The sequence below is a fragment of the Streptomyces sp. TP-A0356 genome (assembly GCF_001417775.1).
GTDB lineage: Bacteria > Actinomycetota > Actinomycetes > Streptomycetales > Streptomycetaceae > Streptomyces.
In genome coordinates this window covers 14,299-31,609 of the sequence record NZ_BBZJ01000023.1, presented here as the reverse complement: position 1 = coordinate 31,609, position 17,311 = coordinate 14,299, and the positions used below count along the sequence as shown (strand labels likewise).

Below are 17,311 nucleotides of genomic sequence, written 5' to 3'. Positions count from 1 at the left end.
CTATCAGCAGTACCGCGAGGGAGCGCGACATCGTGAGCAAGCCGACCGCCGTCCTGCTCATCGGGATCACCGGCTCCGGCAAGACGCACCTTGCACAGGCCCTCGCCGCGACGGGCCTTGTCCGCCTCAGCGTTGACGAGGAGGTCCACCGCCTCCACGGCCGGTATGGGGTCGACTACCCCGAGCACGGGTATTTCGAGCGCGAGGCTCCTGCGGTCGAGACGGTACGTGCGCAGCTCACGGAGCACCTGCGCGCGGGCCGTGCCGTCGTCCTCGACCACGGCCTGTGGCGTCGTTCCGATCGCGAGGAATGGAAGAAGACAGTCCGGGCCGCGGGCGCACTCCCGCTGCTCGTCTACCTGCCGGCCTCCAGGGAGGAGCTCCTGCGGCGCCTCGCCGCGCGCAACCAGCGCAAGGACGCCAATGCCTTGAACGTGACTTCCGAAGCCTTGGACGACTTCTTCGCTCGGTTCGAACCGCCTACCGACGATGAAGGTGCCGTCATCACCTACAACGGCGACGCAGAGGTCATCCGCTCCATGATCCGATGACGCCCCCGGCCGTCGCGCCGAGCAGAGGCGCCAGGTGCTCGGCCATCACGAGCAAGGACCGCTCCGAATAGGCCGGTCCTACCAGCTGCACACCGATCGGGAGGCCATCGGCGCTACGCGCAGCAGGCATGACCAGGCTGGGCAGACCGACGTGGCTGGTCAGGTTGGCCCAGCCGGTCTGGTCGAAGAAGCTCCGCTCAACGCCGTCGACCACGAGAGAGCGGCTCCCGGCCGGGATCGCCGCCGTAGGAGCGGCGGGCGTAATGAGGACGTCGTGCTGGGCGTCGGCGAAGAACCGGTGCCACGTCTGCCGGAGGCGGTGGCGCTCCTCGTTGGCGCGGAGCCAGACACGGTGTGTCTGCGTTCGGTGGCGGAGGAAGGCGGCTCGAGGGCTCGCATCGTCCGTGTGCAGGTCACGGGCAGCGGCGAGTTCGGCGGCGCCGGCGTCGTCGTCGGTGGCTGCGGTCGTGGTGGCGTAAAGGAGCTGCTCGAAGAGGCGCAGAGAGTCAGCGAAGCCGACCGGCCCCGTGGTGTGGCGGACACTCGCGCCGGCGGAGGTCAGCGTCCGTTCGACGGTGGCGAGAGCATCGGCGGTGTTGCGGTCGACTGAGCAGCTCGCGTCGTCGGCCCACACTGCCACGCGGAGCTGGCCGATCTCGCGTTGCGCCGTGGGCAGCGTGACGCTCCAGGGGTTGTTCTCGTCGGGTGACGGTGTCGTCAGTGCGGCGAGGAGCAGGTCGAGGTCTCGGGGGTGCCGGGCCAGGGGGCCGGGGGTGACCATGTCGCTGCTGGTGATCCACCCCGGCGGGCGAGGGACGTGGCCGCGGGCTGGGATGAGTCCCTGCGTGGGGCGCAGGCCGTAGACACCGCAGTAGTGGGCGGGGAGCCGCAGGGAGCCGGCGAGGTCGCTGCCGAGGTCGGCGGGGGTCAGACGGGCGGCGACTGCTGCGGCGGGGCCGCCGGAGGAGCCGCCGGTAGTGCGCTTGGGGTCATGCGGGTTAAGCGTGGGACCGAACAGGACGTTGTCGGTGTGCAGGTCTTGGCAGTACGCCGGGGTATTGGTCTTGCCCATGATGACGGCGCCTTGGTGGCGGAGCCGGGCGACGGCGTCGGCGTCGTGTGCGGGAACGTGATCGGCGAGGTCTTCGGCACCGCTGGTGGTGCGCAGGCCGGCCGTCTCGAAGCTGTCCTTGATCGTGAGGGGAAGGCCGTCGAGGATGCCGGTGCTCTCGTTGCGGGCGCGGCGTTCGTCGGCTGCGTGTGCGACGGCTCGGGCAGCGCTGTCGTCGCGGGTGACGACAGCGTTGATCTGGCTGGCGTCGATCTGCGCCAGGTGGAGGTCGAGCAGTTCGCGGCTGGAGATCTCGCGGCGATCCAGGGCCTGGAGCTGGACGTGGGCGGGCTGGTGGGTGAGGTCGGTCGTCATGCAGAGACCTGCTCAAGGTGGGGGGCTCGTGCGGGCTGGCGGGGCAGGTGGCGCGCGACGTCGAGGAGAGCGTCGATGTCGTCCATGGGCCTGCTGGTCTGGCGTTCGGAGTCGGCGAACTCGGTGAGCTGGTCGGTCTCCGGGCGGGTACCGGCTGCCCGGGCGGCGATTCCGGCGAGGATCTGGTCGGCGGTGACGGCCGCGGACAGCTCTTCTCCGTGAAGCCCTCGCGCCCGGTGGCGGGCTTCGCTGGCTTCGCGGACTGCGGCATCAAGGTACTGACGGATCACGAACCGTCCGTCTCTGATCTCGACTGCTCGGCGGTAGAGCCGGATCGAGATGCTGCGGAAGCGGCGCCTCTGGGCCGGGTCGACTCGGTCGATCGGCAGTGCGATCTCGGGCGCCTCGCTGTAGAACGCCAGCCACAGAGGGCGTAGGCCGTAGTAGCTGCGGTATTGCTTGATCCGGTACTGGAGGCTCTGAGCCTGATCGTTGATGGTGGGCACTAGCCAGCCGATGAGCGTGAGCATGGCGCCGACATCGCCGCAGGTCCACGCGAAGCCCTCCCACTCTGCGAGCGACGCGTTGAAGGCACCGGCGATCACGTTCCCGATGCGCACGGCGCTGTATCCGAGAGTGACGGTCGCGCCGAGGGCGACGATGCGCAGGCCGATACGGACGGACCCGCGTGTGCTGCGGTGGGCCAGGCGCCAGCAGGCACGGGCTAGGGACAGTTCACCGATGGTGTAGGCCGTGACGTACAGGGTGAGATACGCGGCGTACCAGCCATCATGCGCGTAGTACAGCGTGAAGTTGATCGGTCGCGGCGCGTTCGGCGTCAGCAGGGCGAACAGCACCAGCAGCCCTGCGATCACAGCGAAGCCTGCGGCTAGCCACTCCCGTGCCCTCCTGCGGGCAACTTCGGGGGGTGATCCCCAGTAGGTGAGGACGATCTGCTGGCAGGCGAGCAGCGCGACCACGCACCCCATCGCCAGGGGTACGGAGAGGTTCACCACGCCCAGGACATGGTCGAGGTACTGCCACATCAGTGTGATGGAGAACAGGAACGACAGCCCTGACAGCAGGAAGACGGCGGCCAGCGCGGTGAAGGCGGGGTCTCGGCGGCGGGTCGGCACGTCCCGCAGCAAGCAGAGGAAGCCGAGCGTGGCGACGACGAGGCTGATCGGGTGGAGCAGGTCCTTCACGGCCGGGCCTCCCGTCGGCGCAGCAGCGTGTGCGTGACCCGGTCCTGCACTTCGTCTCCGGAGGACTCGTCGCTGCGCAGCCACCGGTCGATGATCCGGCGCTGGATCAACGAGGCGAGGAGTTCGGTGTCCCGCTCCTCGTCCTCGTCGTACTTGGTACGGCCCAGCATCATCTCGACGGTGGCCGAGCCCACGCTGGTGAAGATCGTTGAGGAGAGCGCGGACGCCGGGCGGTTCTCGTGGTGGCCGAGCAGCAGGTGGCTGAACTCGTGGGCGATGATGTGGTCCTGGTGCAGGGAGCTGGTCCGCGGGTCGTAGTACACGTGGAAGGCACTCTCCGTGACGGCGCATGCCCCGCACACGGAGGGCGCCTGCTCACGGGCCTCCAGGACCACCTTCCGTCCCGTGCGGCGTGAGACCTCGTCGCTGAGGTCGCGGATATTGGTGACGTGCGGGAGCTGCAGCTCGGCCAAGAGGTCAGGCCGGCGCAGCCTACGTGCGGACCACATTGCTTTTCCTTGATCACTTACTGAACGCGGCCGTTTTACGAGCCAGTTGAGGGTGGCAACCCCTCGGATTTTCGTACGCTCTCGACGATTCCCAGGACGGCATCCTTTCCGTCTGCGGAAACGTCGGACAGGCGAAGGAGCACGTTTTTGATCTTCGTGTCGCGAAGCAGTGCGAGCAACTCAAGTTCCTGCACGGTCTTTTCGGCGACGACGTCGTCGAACCAGTATGCGGGGTCCACGCCGAAAAACCCTGCTAGCGCTTCGAGGTGACGCTTCGTCGGGTTATCGCGCTGCCCGGTCCGCAGGAGCCAGAGGTACTGGGCCGACAGTTTGCCCAGCCCGCGCTTCTCCATGAGTTCGGCCACCTCGGCGTTGCTGAAGGGGCCGCGGTCGGGCGGGTGCACTGTGTCGAACAGGCGGTTTAGGCGGTCCATGAGCCCCTTGGGGCTCACCTGGCCTTCGGTCGAGTCTTTCATGATCCTTTCCTGGGTGGACTTCGTCGTCACTTCAAGCACCCTACCCCGCGATAAACGTGAGTTGACGAGCTGATCCACTGTATGGAAAGTTCTTCCTCACCAGCACGTTTCCGTGTGACGCCTACCGCCTGTTTCAGGTCGGCCTGTCCGTTTCTACCGGCAGGAGTATGCCGGGTGAGTGGAACAAGCCACAGCCAGCGACATAGGTCACGTCTGGCACGCAGGATTTTATCTTCGACCGGAAAGCGCGGAGGCGGCAGTGGAAACACCCCATCCGCCTCGCATTTCCACTGCAGGGAATAACAGACACCCGTTCCAATTCGGACACAGTGACACGCTCTCGGCGTTCGAGGCAACCGCGGCAACGGTGCGCTTCGACGCGGGGGTGCGCCCCAGGTCGCGCCGTACGGACACTTGCGGCACACGATCATCCGATGACTCTCTGCAACCAGTACAGAGTTTAAGAACCAAGTCTGGATCTTGATACGGGTCCGTGCGTATGTTCGTCGTCCCCGGGCAGCCCGCCCGCAGCGACGGACATGAGGAGAGCACGAGGACGGACCGGACCGCGAAGGTCCACAAACAGCGACGGCGCCCGGGAGCGGTAACTCACGGACGCCGAACGCTAAGCGGCATACCCGCCCCGGCAAGGGCGGAGATTGCCCACCATCACCACGCTGAGTCCTTCCAAGGGGCGCGTCAGCGTGGCAACACTGCAAAGGGGAGTATCGCATGTCTCCTGCCCTGCGCAAAAGGCCCTTTCGCCTGGCCTGCGCGGCAGCCATCTCCGCCTCGGCGCCTCAGCGCCCCGAGCCGGACCGCACGTTCATGGCCCCGCCGAGCTGCGGGACCCGCCCGCTCGTCGGGAGCTGCCGATGAGCAGCGAAGCCCGCGACTGGGTGTGGGAGCACAGTTGCAGCCGGGGGACGGCGCGTCTGGTCCTGCTGTCGATCGCCGACCGGGTGGGCGACGAGCAGTGCGTTTCCTGGGCCTCCCTGTCGAGCCTGGCCAAGCGCACCCGCGCCTCCGTCTCCACGGTCCGTGAAGCCATCGACCGTCTGGTCGACGCCGGTGAGCTGGAGCAGCTCGAAGAGCTCACCGGCCCGCAGCGCAGCACCGTCTACCGCCTCCCCCTCGCCGCCAAGGTCCTGGCGGAGACCGTGGACGACAAAGACCCCGACCAGACGCCGGCGGAGGGGACCGAAGCCACCCCGGCGCTCCGGATCTCGGCCCTGCGGCGCTACAACATCCGCCCGCGTGAGGTGCCGGAATCCCCTGCGAGGGCCCGGAAACCGGCAGTACCGGAATCCAGCAGGTCCGGACGGAAACCGGCACCTCGCTGTGCCGGGAACCGGCACAGCGATGTACCGGAAACCGGCACACAGAACCGTAGTGAACCGGATTTGAACCGGAGGTACAGCAGTGGTGGTGCTGCCGTCCTCTCAGCTGCCGAGTGGCAGGTCGACCCAGCCACCCACACCTGGGCCCGCGAGCAGGGGCACCTCGACCGTCTGGGCGAGCAGGGCCTGCAGGCGGCCGACGCGAAGTGGCGTGCCCACCGCTCCGGCTTCAAGCCGAGGCCGGCGGCTGCGTGGGCTGCCGACTGGCGTTCCTGGGTCGCCCGGGAGCACCCCCCTGGCCGCCCGAACCTCTACGCCGTGCCCGGCACGGGTCCCGGCCAGCCCGGCGGCATGACGCGGGCAGAGGCCCACACCGCCGCACTTCTCGCCGCCCTGAACGAGCCGACCGGAACGGAGCAGTAGTCGTGGACCGCCGTGAAATCGCAGCCCTGCTGGCCTACATCGGCCGACTCGACCCCCGCACCATCCGCACCAACCAGGGCGAGGCACGCGACCAGCTCGCACAGTGGCACGAGCTGCTTGGCGACGTGCCGATGGCCACTCCGCACGGCTGGGACGCCCGCGTCGCCGCCCGCCAGCACATCAGAGTCTCGCCGTACCAGATCCTGCCCGCGGACGTCGCCCGCCCCTGGGAGAGCTACCGTCGCGACCGCCTGGCCCGGCACTCCGATCCCACGCCGTCCGCCGACCCGGACGACCAGGCCGCCTGGACCGCCGAGCTGGTCGGCACCCGCCGCGCCGTCGCCGCCGGCACCGCGCAGCCCGCCCAGGCCAGAGCCATCACCAGCGGTCGCGACCGCATCGACCCAAGGCTGGAGGCGAGGCTGCGGCAGATCGGCTCCTGCATACCGCCCGCCGCCCGCGCAGCCCTCGCCCCCTATCGGCCCGCTCGCGCAGCCCGCGAGGCCGCCGTCGCTCAGGGGCTGCCCGACGCCCTGAGCGTCAAGTGCGAGTGGTGCCTGGCCCAGCCCGGTGAGCCGTGTCGTCGCCGCCGGATCGGTCCCGACGACGGGGTACGCACGACCGCCCCGCGCGCCACCCCGCACCCCGGCCGCGTCGACCTCGCCGCCGCCCGGCAGGCCCAGCCGAGCGAGCAGGTCCAGCAGCCTGCCGTGGCCTGACCGGCGCATCGGTCGCGTGCATCCCGCCCGATGCACCGCTACCCCCTATCACCGTCCCGCCCCGGCTGCGGCGCACGCCCGCGCGCTGCGGCCACCCGACGCCGCGCCCAGCACCGCCCCAGCCGGCCGACGCGGCAGCACATCGGAGACCACCCTTGCGTCACATCACCACCCACGACGCGCCGGCCACCGGCCTGCGCAGTATCGGAGACACCAACTGGCACACCCAGGGAGCGTGCCACGGCATGGACGTCGAGGACGCTGACGCCGTCTTCTTCCCGCTCCCGCGGGACCACGAAGCCATCGCCGAGGCGAAGGAGCTGTGCGGCTGGTGCCCGGTACGCAGCGACTGCCTCAACTTCGCCCTGGAGAACGTCCTCAAGGAGGGCATCTGGGGCGGCCTCACCGAGGGCGAGCGGCGTCCCTGGCACGACGGACTGCACCAGCGCCTCGACTACCGACGCGTAACCTCCTTTTTCCTGGGACGCGACGTGCATCTGACCGAGGCCGAGCGGCAGGTCGTCATCGACCACGCCTACGTACGCGGCTGGCGGCCCGACCGGCTCGCCACCGCCCTTCAGATCAGCCACAAGCACGCACGCGACCTGCTGCGGCAGGCGGCCAACAAGGTGTTCGACCGCGACCGCACCTACGGCGTGCCGCGGCCCAAGAAGAAGCGGAAGAAGACCGCCCCAGCAGCAGGCGGCCCCCCGCCCGCCTCAGCACCCGGCACACAGCAGCCAGCAGCCCGCCCGGCAGCGTCGACTCCGGCGCACGCCTCTCTCGGAAAGGCCGCATGATCCACCCCTTCCTGTCCCTCGGCGCCGCTCCGGACCTCTCTCTCCTCCTCGCCGCCGTGGTGCCCGCCGCCGTCGTGCTGGTGCTGACCGCCTGGACGATCCGGCGCCAGGGCACACGCCCGCAGAAACGTCTCAGCGGTCCGGCGGTCAAGGTCGCTGCCCTTGCCGCCCTCGGCTGTACTTGCTACTCCGCGGACACGAGCTGGCGGTTCGCCGCCGACTACCTCGACATGGCCGGCACCGCCGAGCGGGCCGGCATGTTCGCCGCAGCCGAGCTGGCGCTCTTCGCGACGGCGCTAATGGCACGGCAGAACCTGGCCACCGAGGGCGCCCCCGGCCTTCCGGGCACGTTGGTCTGGGTGATCACCGGAGTGCAGGTGATCCCCGCCTATGCCGAGAGCGGTCCTATCGGCGGCACGGTAAGGGCCTTCGTCGGGCCGGTCATGGCGGCGATGCTGTGGCACCTCGCCATGGGGATCGAGCTGCGCCTGCGCACCCCGGGTGCCGCCTCCCACGGACTGATCGCCGTCCTGGGGCGGGAAGCACGCGAGCGGCTGCTGTCCCGCCTCGGGATCGCCGCACGCGACCGCGACGCCGCACAGATCACCCGGGACCGGGCCACCGCCCGCGCAGTCGCCCTCGCCGTCCGCCTCGCCGAACGCACACCCGAGCAGCAGCAGAGCCGACGCGGCCGGCGGCTGACGCGGCGCCTGTCGAAGGCGGTCGGCAGGGCCTCGGTCGGGACCGACGCCCGCCAGCGCGCACAGCTGCTCGACCAGCTCGCCGCACGCCGGCACGCACTCGCGCTCGCCACGGTCCCGCTTCCCTCGCCCTGGTCCCCGGCGCACATCACCGCGAGGGCAGCCGCCGTCCCCTCGCATCCGGCCTCGACGGCGCCGGTCCCCGCAGCCGATCCCCCCGGCCCCCACGAGTCGTACAGGGACCGGGGACCGAGCGCCCCGAGGGGACCGGTCCCCAAGATTGCGGACTCTAAGGCGTCGGATGGCGCGGGGACCGGGGTCGAGAACGCGGGGACCAGGGTGGGGACCGAGGTTCCAGCCACAGGTGTCGTCCCGGGGACCGGTCCCACCGACTCGGAAGCCTCACAGGGGGACGCCGGAGGCGTGGGGACCGACCGTACTACGCGAGAAGTACCTGCTCAAGGCCCTGATTCGCATCCAGGACCGAACGCCGCCGAGTCGGGGACCGAGCCCACCGGGGACCGGGGACCGAACGACACCGACACGGGGACCGAGCCCACCGGGGACCGGGGACCGAACGACACCGACACGGGGACCGAGCCCACCGGGGACCGGGGACCGAACGACACCGACACGGGGACCGAGCCCACCGGGGACCGGGGACCGAACGACACCGACACGGGGACCGAGCCCACCGGGGACCGGGGACACACGGTGCCTCTGCGGAGCAAGACGGCCACGAAGCCCCGGACTAAGACCAAGGGGAAGCGCGCCCGGTCCCGCAGCCCGCAGACGCAGCGCGCGCCGCGGGAGCTCGAACAGTCGGTGGACCAGCTCGTCCAGCAGGTCCGTCCGCACGTCTCTGCCCTGCTCGAACGGGACGGCAACGAGTCCGTCACCCGGGTCCAGCTGCGGGAGATTCTCCGCCGTGAGGGCCTGAAGGGCGGCCGGAACGACCGGCTGAGCCTCGTCCTCCAGGAACTGCGGAGTGACGCCACCACGACGACAAGGAGCTCCGCCCGATGAAGACCTGCCACCAGTTCGACACCGTCCGTGCGGAGTACGAGCGGGAGATCGGCTTCATGCTCGCCCACTCAAAGCGGCACGAGGGCAGGCCGGCGGCGAAGTCCAGCGCGAAGCAGGCTGCCTCGACAAAGCAGCGGATGGCCCGCGCGCTCAACAGCCACGTCGGTCGCTGCCCCGAGTGCGGCTGAACCGGCAAAACCCCGCTCCAGGCCCCCTAATCGCAAAGGGTGGCCCGGCTCCGTGCCGGGCCACCCGCCCCGCTTGAGGAGACACGCCTTGATTCCGCGTCCTGTTCGCTCATCCGAGGCCACGGTCGTCGAGGCCAGCGCCTGGGCGGACGTCCTGGTCCGCCGGAGACTCCTGCACGCCGCCGTCCTCGCGCCTACCGGCCAGTGGCTCGTCCAGGGCCACTCATAAGGATCCGTCCGCGTCCTTACGGGACCGGCCGACGTCCTCGCGCTGGCCGCGAGCATCCAACAGCACACCCGCTCCACGAGGCCCGAATCCTGATGACGAACCCCACCCAGACCGGCACCGCCCCGGAACCTGCTCCCAACTCCAACTCGGTCTCGGGGCGAGCAAGTTATCGGCCAAGACACTCTTCCCCGTCGGGGAAGCGCGCCTTGGCCAAGCCCGCCCCGGGGGTGGCGAGAGCGGACCAGCACCGGGGGGTGCTGGTCCGTGAGACAGCGACCGAGGGCGGATCGCAGCCGGAGGAGACGCCTTCACTGCACAAGCCGCGCGCCGCGAAGAAGACCTCGCGCAAGCGCTCGCCCAAGCCGCCCTCGCACAAGCGTGATTACGTCTGCAGCGTCCGCCTGAACGGCGACGAGAAGACCCTGCTCTGCGCTGCCGCCACCGCGACCCGTACGAGCCTGCCAGGCTTCCTCGCCCGCAGCGGGCTCGCCGCCGCTCACGACCTCGACAGCACCGCCGCCGCCATCGCCGGCCACCGCGAGCTGATCGCCGAGCTGTTCGCCGCACGCCGGCACCTCGGACAAGTCGGCAACAACCTCAACCAGATAGCCCGGGCCATCAACTCCGGCGGCCAGCCAGCGGAAATCGACGCGGTCGTCGCGGCGGTCCAGCGCGCCGTGACCCGCGTACAGGCAGCCACAGACCGACTGCTGGAGCAGCGCTGAGCTGGCTCCCCTTACCGCCCCGCATCCCGCCACTCCCAGCAACGACCTCGGACAGCAGCATGATCCCCCGGATACAAAAGCGCGGGCAGCGCACCATCGGTCTCCTCTACTACCTCTACGGGCCCGGGAAGCACGAGGAGCACATCGACCCGCACCTGGTCGCCTCGTGGGACCACAACGCTCCCGACCCCGGCCGCCACCCGTCTGCCACCCTCAAGCAGCTCCAGCAGCTCCTGGACCAACCCGTCGAGAACATCGACCAGGCTGACCGGCCGAAGAAGCACGTGTGGCATCTGTCCGTCCGCAACAGTGCCGAGGACCGGATCCTGACCGACGAGGAGTGGGGCGAGGTGGCCCGCCGGATGGTCGCCGCCACCGGTATCGACTACCCCGAACAGGGCGCGGGCTGCCGGTGGGTGGCCGTCCGGCATGCCGACGACCACATTCACATCGTCGCCACGCTCGTCCGTGAGGACGGCTACAAGCCCGACCTCGACCACGACGCCGCTCGCGCCCAGGCCCAGGCCCGCGCCTTGGAAGCGGAGCTCGGCTTGCGCCGGCTCAACAAGGGCGACGGCACCGCAGCCCAACGCCCCACCAGTGCCGAGCGCCACAAAGCCGAACGTCAGGGCCGCGAGCGCACCGCGCGGGAGGAACTGCGCGAAACCGTGCGCCGCGCGGTGGCCGGCGCCAGCAGCGAGACCGAGTTCTTCGACCGGCTGACCGCCGCCGGCCTGATCATCCGTAAGCGCGTCGCCCCCTCCGGCGACCTGCTCGGATACAAGGTCGCCCTGCCCGACGACCGCAACAAGGACGGCGAACCGGTCTTCTACCCCGGCGTCCGCCTGGCCCCCGATCTGTCCCTGCCCCGTATCCGGGAGCGCTGGTCCGCCGACACTCGCGACCAGGACGCCACACCGGCAGATGTGCCCGCCCCTGCGGCGCCGAGCGACCCGGCCGCCGCCCGCCGACGCACGGCCTCGGCCGCGTGGAACGCGGTGCTCGTCATCGAGCACGGCGACGACGCCATCGCCGCCGCGTACATTGCCGCTGCCGGCGAGGTCCTGGACGCGCTCGCGAAGACCTCCGCGGCCCGCACCAGGCGCGAACTGCGTGACGCCGCCTTCGCGTTCGAGCGGGCCTCCCGCTCCCACGTCCGCGCCGAGCGTGGCCACGACCGAGCGCTGCGGCAGGCCGCCCGTGACCTCGTCTATAGCGGTCCGGCGTTGGGCCGCGGCGAGGACGGCGCGACCACCGCGATGGCGATCGACATGCTGTTCTTCCTCATCACCGCCGCCGCCCACTGGCACGCGAAGAAGAACCACGCCCAGCAAGCCGCCGCCGCCCGCCAGGCCGCCGAACATCTGCGCGCCGCCTACCAGGCCGCCGCCGCCCAACCCCTCGGTGCCCTCTACCAGCGAGGCCGGCGCCTGGGCCGGGCGCTGCGGCAGCGGCAGACGACGGTGCTGCGCACAGCGCTGCCGGAGTTGGCCGAGCAGATCCTCGCCGAGCCCGGCTGGTACGCGCTCGCCGCCACCCTCGCCGACGCCGAAGCCGTCGGCCACGACCCAGCCGCCCTGCTCGCCGACGCCGCGGGTCGGCGGAAGCTGGACACGGCGGAGTCCGTCAGCGACGTCCTGGTGTGGCGGCTGCGCCGGGCAGCGGACCTGCCTGCGGATACCACCGGCATGGTGCCCGACGCTCACGCCGCACAGCGCTCGGCACAGCGCGCCGGGCAGCACATCCCCGGACAGGCCCGGCCTGGGCGTGGCCGGTCGTGACTGTGGACTTTGTGAATTGAACAGGTCAGCGGACTTCGCGCACGATCATGACGCGTGCAGGACGAGACGAGGGAGGACACCGGGTGTTTCACCGGATACGACGACGCCGCCGCGCGGAAGAGGAAGAGTTCAGTGAGGTGCAGCGCCAAGCGTGCGAGGCGTGGCTGCGGATGGCCGACCAGGTGCCGCCGGTCCTGCAGATGCAGGAGGAGCATCAGCTCGCGGAGCCGGCGCCGGTTGTGGACGACTTCCTCCCGCCGGAGCTGCGCGTCCCCAGCCACGACCAGCTCGACGGCCGGGTGATGCCCTGGCCGTGGCCGGTCGTCCTGGCCGGCGAGGTCGTCGCCTGCGCCGAGTGCGGCGCCTACCGCGAGTGGCTCATCCTCTCCACCCACGACCAGGTCTGGCTGCGCTGCCAGGCCGGCCACGAGCAGCACGAGACCCGTCTCGACACCGCGTGGTTCAACCGACACTCCGGCCCGGGAGATGCCATCCACGCCACGTTCGAGGACTGCCTGCGGCACCTCGGCCACCGCTGACCTCCACTCCTTCGGCCCCTTCTCGGGCCCACGGGCCCGCACTGTCCAACCGTCACCGAGCACCACAGGGGTCAGTTCACCCATGCGCGTTCGCCTCACCATCACCGCCCTCGGCCTCACCGCCGCCGCCCTCACCCTGCCCGCCTGCTCCGCCGGCACCAGCCAGGCGAAGTCCACCTCCCCGTCCTCCGCCCCCGCAGACCACCCGGCCACCACCAAGCAGAGCGACGCCCCGCTGTCGTCGGCCGCGCTTCAGCCCCGCCTGCTCGACGAGAGCGACCTCGGGTCCGACTACACCCGCAAGCCGGAGGACACCTCCAGCCACGACGACGTCACCGTCACCGGCTGCCCCACCCTGGAGAAGCTGGGCGGCGACGCGGCGGCCAGCGGCTCCCTCGACTTCCCCAACAAGGCGAAGGTGTCCTTCACCTACACCGGCGGCAGCGCCGGTTCGGAGGTCTCCGAGGAGCTGTACAGCGACACCTCCACGAAGCTGTCCGACGGCATCGATCGGATCTTCGACGCCATGACCGGCTGCCCGACCTACCAAGTCGTCTCCGGCAGCACCGTCATCAACGTCACGTCACAGAAGACGACCGCGCCCCGGCTCGGCGACCAGCAGTGGAGCCAGCTGATGACCTTCACCTCCGGTGGGCAGGACAGCGTCGTCAAGCAGACCGCGATACGTGAGGGAAGCCTGCTCCTCATCGTCTCCGGCGCGCCAGCCCTGGTCGGCCAGCATCTCGACAAGGCCCTCGCCAAGGCGACAGCAACCCGCTGACGCGCCCGCAACGGCGCCCTCGACCACCACGGTCGAGGGCGCCGTGTCGATCCGAGGATTCAGAGCGGGGCGTCGCCGAGCAGCGGCCGGCCTAGGGTGGCGGGTCAGACGGCCCTCGACTTGAACCGCCATACCGCGTGCTCCATCCCGCCCGGTTCGTGTCCGAGGGCGGCGGCGGCCTCCTCGTACACAGCTCGCAGCTCCTCGTACTGCAGGCCCGTGACGCCGGCATCCGCAGCGAAGGCCCGCAGGTGTACGTCCACAGCGACGTGCGATCGACCGACAAGGTTGCCCTCCACCAAGAGCAGCCTGCTGGTCGCCGTTGAGGAGCTCACGGCCGTCCACAGCCGGTACGACAGTCTCCGGTCCGACAACGCTGGGTCCTCCGGTGATGCCCCGCGGCCGGGTGGGGACGGCAAGCTGGACATAGCCCGTGCGCGACGCGACGAGGGCGAGAGCGTCACCAGCATTGCCAAGGCGCCGGGAGTCCACCGCGCCACCCTCTCCCGCCACCTGGCAGAGAGGGCCTGAGAGAGGCGCGCAGGGGCGCAGTCAGGCGCTCACCTCGGAGTGCACCGGAACGGGCGGGCGCACTCCCGTGAGTGCCTCCGCTCGGGCGAGAAGGTGGGGCGCAAGGTCGGGGTACCAGCCACGGGCCACGGCTTGCAGCATCTCGGCCAGGGCCGCGAGTTCCCCGATTCGACCGGCGGGGGTGTCGAGGATGGCCGCGAACTCTTTGCGGATGCGGGCGGCTACGTCGGGCACAAGCAGGCTGTTGGCGTGGAGAAGCCCCGCGTCATAGCCGAAGGGCACCAGGCCCCACCGCTCCCAGTCCAGCAGGCACAGGGGCTCGGCGGTGAGGTTGCCCCAGTGCAGGTCACCGTGACCGGTCACCCGCTCCACGTTGGCGGGGGCCGGGATGCCGAGGAACTGGGGGAAGGCTCGTTCGATCCATCCGTCCCGGACGGTCGTCTTCACACCCTCCGCTTCAGCGAGCAGGACAAGGGCTTGGCGAAGGTCCGCCCACCATTCGTCAGGCAGCGCCGGATCGTGGTCGATGTCGGCTCTGTCCGGGGACACCACAGGTTGCGTGAGGTAGTCCAGGACTTCGGCCTCGAAGGCCCACTCGCCGTCAGTCCAGTCGTGCACCCCGTGCAGGCGGGGGCGCGGGATGCCTTCGGGTAGGAGCTGGGAAGCCCCGACGATGCCCTCCCCCTGCTTTCTGCCCGCGTTCCTTTTCGCCGTCCGGCTCACCCGTAGCCACCGGTCCTCCGCTCGGCGTCCGAGGGTGACACCGAGGAAGCCCCACGCCAGCGGCCCCGTGCAGCTGAGGCCCAGTGCCTTGGCCGCCCGGTCGTGGGCTGCCTCCATCAGGGCTCGCACCTCCTCATTCACCGGCGAGTTCATCCGTCACCCTCCTGAGTTCCTGGGCCGTCAGCGGCGCAGCCAGAGCCTTGGCCACATCGTCCCAGTGCTCGCGGGTGCTCGCGGAGGTGAGGACGACATCAAGGCCGGGGCACGAGCCAGCGGCCAGCAGGGCAGCGGCTGCGGCCGACAGGCCGGGGCGGATGAGGTTCACCAGTTCGAGTGTCATGGCGTCGAGGAGTTCACCCCCGTGCAGGGGCGCGGAGCCGAACGTGATCAGCCCGGCGTCCTTCGCCTGTACCAGTGGTCCGCCGCCGTTCAGGGCCTGTGTGATCGGGGCATCCATGATCAGGCTGACGGGCATCTGCATGCCCGTGAAGTGATGCTCGGCGGAACCAGCCGCCTGGCGTGCGAGCGCGAGCAACTCGGCGACACTGAACGCTCCGGAGGTTAGGCCCGACCAAGTGGCGACGCCGTACCCACCGATCCTGCCCGCATGGGCGAACTCCTCCAGCGCCGTGAAGGCTTCCCGCACACGGCCGTGCAGAGCGGCGCGGTCAAGGCCGTGCCCGTGGTGCTCGGGGTTGTGCACGAACACCAGGTCCACGCGCCCGAGCGCGGCCAAGGATCGCTCCGTCTGCCAGCGGACGAAGCCTCGCTCAAGGCTGTGCCTACCGGCCGCCTCTTCCCGGGTGAGCACGCCCTCAGCCAGCGCGCTGCGGCCTTGCTCCTCCGTGAAGAACCCCGTCTTCGTGGCTACCCGCACGGTCGGGTATCCCCCCCCGAGCATCGGGCGCAGCTCCTCATGCGCCTGACCACGACCATAGTTGGGTGCCGTGTCCACCCAGGGGCTGCCTGCGGCCAGGGCAGCGCGTGCCGCCTGACTGACGGCACGCACGCGGTATGTCCCCAGGCAGAGCGCGGCGGTCACAGCGCCGTCCCCACGACTGCGACGGCGTGGCCGTCGATGAGGACGGAGACCAGTTCGGCCACCTCCTTGACCTCAAGCCCGGCGGAGTCGGCCACCTCCCCCAGCGTGGTCGGCTGGTTGGTCAGCAGCGTGCCCAGCGCGGGCGCCGCGGACTCAGCGAAGTCCCACGCGGTACCCGCCGCGGAGAAGGTGACCGTGCCCTGTTCGCGGTTGGCCGTCAGGCGACCTCTCGGAGCGGTGAGCTTGACCGTGATCTCTCTCCGTGCGGGGAGTCCGTCCACGTAGGGCAGGGACGGAATCGCGTGGCCCAGGTCTGTCGTGTCGATCGACTCCGCCCACCGCTCCACGAGGCGGGGGTCCGCCATCATGTCGGCCACCTCACGTCGTACGGCGTCGATGAAGTCCGACTGTTCCGCCAGCGAGCCGAAGCGCGGGATGTCCCGGCGCAGCGCGAGGGACGCCCGGAGCTGATCGACGACCCACAGCATCAGGTCAGCGCCGGTGTGCGGGACCATGCCGAACGTGAGGTGAAGGGATTCCGTCCCCTGATCGGCGGTGACCGAGTGCCACCACCCGCGCGGCAGGTAGAGCACGTCACCCGGGGACAGAACGAGGTCCGCCACCGGGTCGCCCTCCGGCTCCTCCGGCGACTCCACGTCCCGGAAGGTGGGCGCCTCACGGGTCATCCCCCACAGGCGCCACCGCTTCGAGCCATGCAGTTGCACCACGACGACATCGTGGTCGTCCCAATGCCGGCCGAAGCCCTCCCGCTCGGTCCACGAGGCGTACACGTTGGCCTGCACGGAAGTCCCGAGGAAGCGTTCCAGCCCCTCCGCAGCCGCCCCCACGGCGGGGTGGATCTTCTCCACCGCGTCGAGGACCAGCGACGCCCCGTCCCTGAGCTGGGCGTGGAAGTCGGACGGCTGGATACGGGACCAGGTGACCGCGCGGCGGTTCGTTGTCGGGATCGCGTAGCGGTGCAGCGGCACCATCTCGCCGTCAGCCGACAGGCGCAGCCGGGGCGGCTCCAGCCGCTGCGCGGCAATGATCCGGTTCAGGTCGTCCCAGGAGAACAGACCCGCCACGTCGGCGACCCCGGGGAAGTGCGCGTACGAGCGGTGGTACGTCTGGGCGAGGAACCTGTCCCCGCCCAGACGCCCCGCCCACGAGGCTGCATCACGCAACGTGGGCGCTCCCGTCAGTCGTTGCCGTCGGAACGGCCACTGCTGACGTCCGACTCCTGCTCGGCACGCGTGCGCGCGGCCACGATCTTCCGCTTCGCGACGAGCAGTCCACCCCCCTCGGGGGCGGCCGACGTGGTGTTCTCTTCCACCATCGGACTTACCTCTCTCTTCTCGGGGACTCCCACCGGGATTCCGGCAGGAAGCAAAGGGACAGCGACGAGCGCGGCGGACGCCGACCTTGGCGACGACGGGCGCCCCGTGCACCGCGGGCACCCGCACGGCGGGGACTTGGTCGGCGAACCCGAGATCACTGCGTTGCGGTGGTTCACCCGCACCATGCGCACCGAGTCGTACATCCGGCCCCCGTCGTATGACACCCGGAGAGTCATGCACCCGGTCGTCATGAGCGCAC

At 70.3% G+C, this 17,311-nt stretch carries 20 protein-coding genes; 11 read left to right on the top strand and 9 right to left on the bottom strand.

Annotated features, from left to right (window positions below):
• The first annotated feature begins 32 nt into the window (after nt 1-32).
• A complete protein-coding gene (locus ASC56_RS24430; protein ID WP_055493681.1) occupies nt 33-551 on the top strand; it encodes an ATP-binding protein in 519 nt (172 codons plus the stop codon).
• On the opposite strand, the gene ASC56_RS24425 is transcribed toward ASC56_RS24430, so the two are convergent.
• The 4 genes from ASC56_RS24425 to ASC56_RS24410 are packed head-to-tail and all read right to left on the bottom strand — an operon-like array spanning nt 529 to nt 4,197.
• Nucleotides 529-1,977 carry an amidase family protein gene (locus ASC56_RS24425; RefSeq protein WP_055493680.1) on the bottom strand — a complete coding sequence of 483 codons (1,449 nt, stop codon included), beginning with the start codon at nt 1,975-1,977 and terminating at the stop codon, nt 529-531. The genes ASC56_RS24430 and ASC56_RS24425 overlap by 23 nt on opposite strands.
• Nucleotides 1,974-3,182: an MAB_1171c family putative transporter gene (locus tag ASC56_RS24420; protein ID WP_055493679.1), complete on the bottom strand. Its 1,209-nt coding sequence runs from the start codon at nt 3,180-3,182 to the stop codon at nt 1,974-1,976. The genes ASC56_RS24425 and ASC56_RS24420 overlap by 4 nt, the downstream gene beginning before the upstream one ends.
• Nucleotides 3,179-3,691: a hypothetical protein gene (locus tag ASC56_RS42115; protein ID WP_234377041.1), complete on the bottom strand. Its 513-nt coding sequence runs from the start codon at nt 3,689-3,691 to the stop codon at nt 3,179-3,181. Before ASC56_RS42115 ends, ASC56_RS24420 begins: the two co-directional genes overlap by 4 nt.
• 35 nt (nt 3,692-3,726) lie before the next feature.
• Nucleotides 3,727-4,197: an XRE family transcriptional regulator gene (locus ASC56_RS24410; RefSeq protein ID WP_234377040.1), complete on the bottom strand. Its 471-nt coding sequence runs from the start codon at nt 4,195-4,197 to the stop codon at nt 3,727-3,729.
• An 845-nt stretch (nt 4,198-5,042) separates the two neighbouring features.
• On the opposite strand from ASC56_RS24410, the gene ASC56_RS24405 reads away from it, so the two are divergent.
• The 10 genes from ASC56_RS24405 (at nt 5,043) to ASC56_RS24360 (ending at nt 13,419) form a co-directional block, all read left to right on the top strand.
• Nucleotides 5,043-5,930, top strand: coding sequence for a helix-turn-helix domain-containing protein (locus ASC56_RS24405; protein WP_055493678.1), 888 nt, complete (start codon nt 5,043-5,045; stop codon nt 5,928-5,930).
• Between the two features lie 2 nt (nt 5,931-5,932).
• Nucleotides 5,933-6,649, top strand: a complete 717-nt coding sequence (locus ASC56_RS24400) for a hypothetical protein (RefSeq protein WP_055493677.1) — start codon at nt 5,933-5,935, stop codon at nt 6,647-6,649.
• 155 nt (nt 6,650-6,804) lie between these two features.
• The gene (locus tag ASC56_RS24395; protein ID WP_055493676.1) at nt 6,805-7,449 is read left to right on the top strand and encodes a WhiB family transcriptional regulator; all 645 of its coding nucleotides are present in this window, start codon (nt 6,805-6,807) and stop codon (nt 7,447-7,449) included.
• The gene (locus tag ASC56_RS24390) at nt 7,446-9,176 is read left to right on the top strand and encodes a hypothetical protein (RefSeq protein ID WP_055493675.1); all 1,731 of its coding nucleotides are present in this window, start codon (nt 7,446-7,448) and stop codon (nt 9,174-9,176) included. Before ASC56_RS24395 ends, ASC56_RS24390 begins: the two co-directional genes overlap by 4 nt.
• Nucleotides 9,173-9,364 (top strand): hypothetical protein, encoded by a 192-nt coding sequence (locus ASC56_RS24385; protein WP_055493674.1) that lies wholly within the window; start codon nt 9,173-9,175, stop codon nt 9,362-9,364. The genes ASC56_RS24390 and ASC56_RS24385 overlap by 4 nt, the downstream gene beginning before the upstream one ends.
• 88 nt (nt 9,365-9,452) lie before the next feature.
• A complete protein-coding gene (locus tag ASC56_RS42110; RefSeq protein WP_234377039.1) occupies nt 9,453-9,593 on the top strand; it encodes a hypothetical protein in 141 nt (46 codons plus the stop codon).
• Nucleotides 9,594-9,799: 206 nt separating this feature from the next.
• Nucleotides 9,800-10,318 (top strand): plasmid mobilization relaxosome protein MobC, encoded by a 519-nt coding sequence (gene mobC, locus ASC56_RS24375; protein WP_234377038.1) that lies wholly within the window; start codon nt 9,800-9,802, stop codon nt 10,316-10,318.
• Nucleotides 10,319-10,377: 59 nt separating this feature from the next.
• The gene (locus ASC56_RS24370) at nt 10,378-12,099 is read left to right on the top strand and encodes a relaxase/mobilization nuclease domain-containing protein (protein WP_055493673.1); all 1,722 of its coding nucleotides are present in this window, start codon (nt 10,378-10,380) and stop codon (nt 12,097-12,099) included.
• Between the two features lie 83 nt (nt 12,100-12,182).
• Nucleotides 12,183-12,638 (top strand): hypothetical protein, encoded by a 456-nt coding sequence (locus tag ASC56_RS24365; RefSeq protein WP_055493672.1) that lies wholly within the window; start codon nt 12,183-12,185, stop codon nt 12,636-12,638.
• An 82-nt stretch (nt 12,639-12,720) separates the two neighbouring features.
• Entirely contained in the window at nt 12,721-13,419 is a 699-nt protein-coding gene (locus ASC56_RS24360) for a hypothetical protein (protein ID WP_055493671.1), read from the top strand.
• Between the two features lie 104 nt (nt 13,420-13,523).
• Here ASC56_RS24360 and ASC56_RS38365 read toward each other — a convergent pair whose 3' ends face one another.
• The 5 genes from ASC56_RS38365 to ASC56_RS41280 form a co-directional block, all read right to left on the bottom strand.
• Nucleotides 13,524-13,793 (bottom strand): hypothetical protein, encoded by a 270-nt coding sequence (locus ASC56_RS38365; RefSeq protein ID WP_234377054.1) that lies wholly within the window; start codon nt 13,791-13,793, stop codon nt 13,524-13,526.
• A gap of 178 nt (nt 13,794-13,971) precedes the next feature.
• A complete protein-coding gene (locus ASC56_RS24350) occupies nt 13,972-14,826 on the bottom strand; it encodes a hypothetical protein (protein WP_055493669.1) in 855 nt (284 codons plus the stop codon).
• Nucleotides 14,807-15,715, bottom strand: a complete 909-nt coding sequence (locus tag ASC56_RS24345; RefSeq protein WP_055493668.1) for an aldo/keto reductase — start codon at nt 15,713-15,715, stop codon at nt 14,807-14,809. Before ASC56_RS24345 ends, ASC56_RS24350 begins: the two co-directional genes overlap by 20 nt.
• Entirely contained in the window at nt 15,712-16,899 is a 1,188-nt protein-coding gene (locus ASC56_RS24340; protein ID WP_055493667.1) for a cupin domain-containing protein, read from the bottom strand. Before ASC56_RS24340 ends, ASC56_RS24345 begins: the two co-directional genes overlap by 4 nt.
• Before the next feature lie 14 nt (nt 16,900-16,913).
• Nucleotides 16,914-17,051 (bottom strand): hypothetical protein, encoded by a 138-nt coding sequence (locus ASC56_RS41280; protein ID WP_006143122.1) that lies wholly within the window; start codon nt 17,049-17,051, stop codon nt 16,914-16,916.
• Nucleotides 17,052-17,311: the final 260 nt, after the last annotated feature.

Coding starts and splice junctions, on each gene's coding strand:
- ASC56_RS24390 (WP_055493675.1), top strand. CDS start 7,446: ATGATCCACCCCTTCCTGTCCCTCGGCGCCGCTCCGGACCTCTCTCTC.
- ASC56_RS24350 (WP_055493669.1), bottom strand. CDS start 14,826: ATGAACTCGCCGGTGAATGAGGAGGTGCGAGCCCTGATGGAGGCAGCC.
- ASC56_RS24385 (WP_055493674.1), top strand. CDS start 9,173: ATGAAGACCTGCCACCAGTTCGACACCGTCCGTGCGGAGTACGAGCGG.
- ASC56_RS41280 (WP_006143122.1), bottom strand. CDS start 17,051: ATGGTGGAAGAGAACACCACGTCGGCCGCCCCCGAGGGGGGTGGACTG.
- ASC56_RS24425 (WP_055493680.1), bottom strand. CDS start 1,977: ATGACGACCGACCTCACCCACCAGCCCGCCCACGTCCAGCTCCAGGCC.
- ASC56_RS42115 (WP_234377041.1), bottom strand. CDS start 3,691: ATGTGGTCCGCACGTAGGCTGCGCCGGCCTGACCTCTTGGCCGAGCTG.
- ASC56_RS24405 (WP_055493678.1), top strand. CDS start 5,043: ATGAGCAGCGAAGCCCGCGACTGGGTGTGGGAGCACAGTTGCAGCCGG.
- ASC56_RS24370 (WP_055493673.1), top strand. CDS start 10,378: ATGATCCCCCGGATACAAAAGCGCGGGCAGCGCACCATCGGTCTCCTC.
- ASC56_RS24360 (WP_055493671.1), top strand. CDS start 12,721: ATGCGCGTTCGCCTCACCATCACCGCCCTCGGCCTCACCGCCGCCGCC.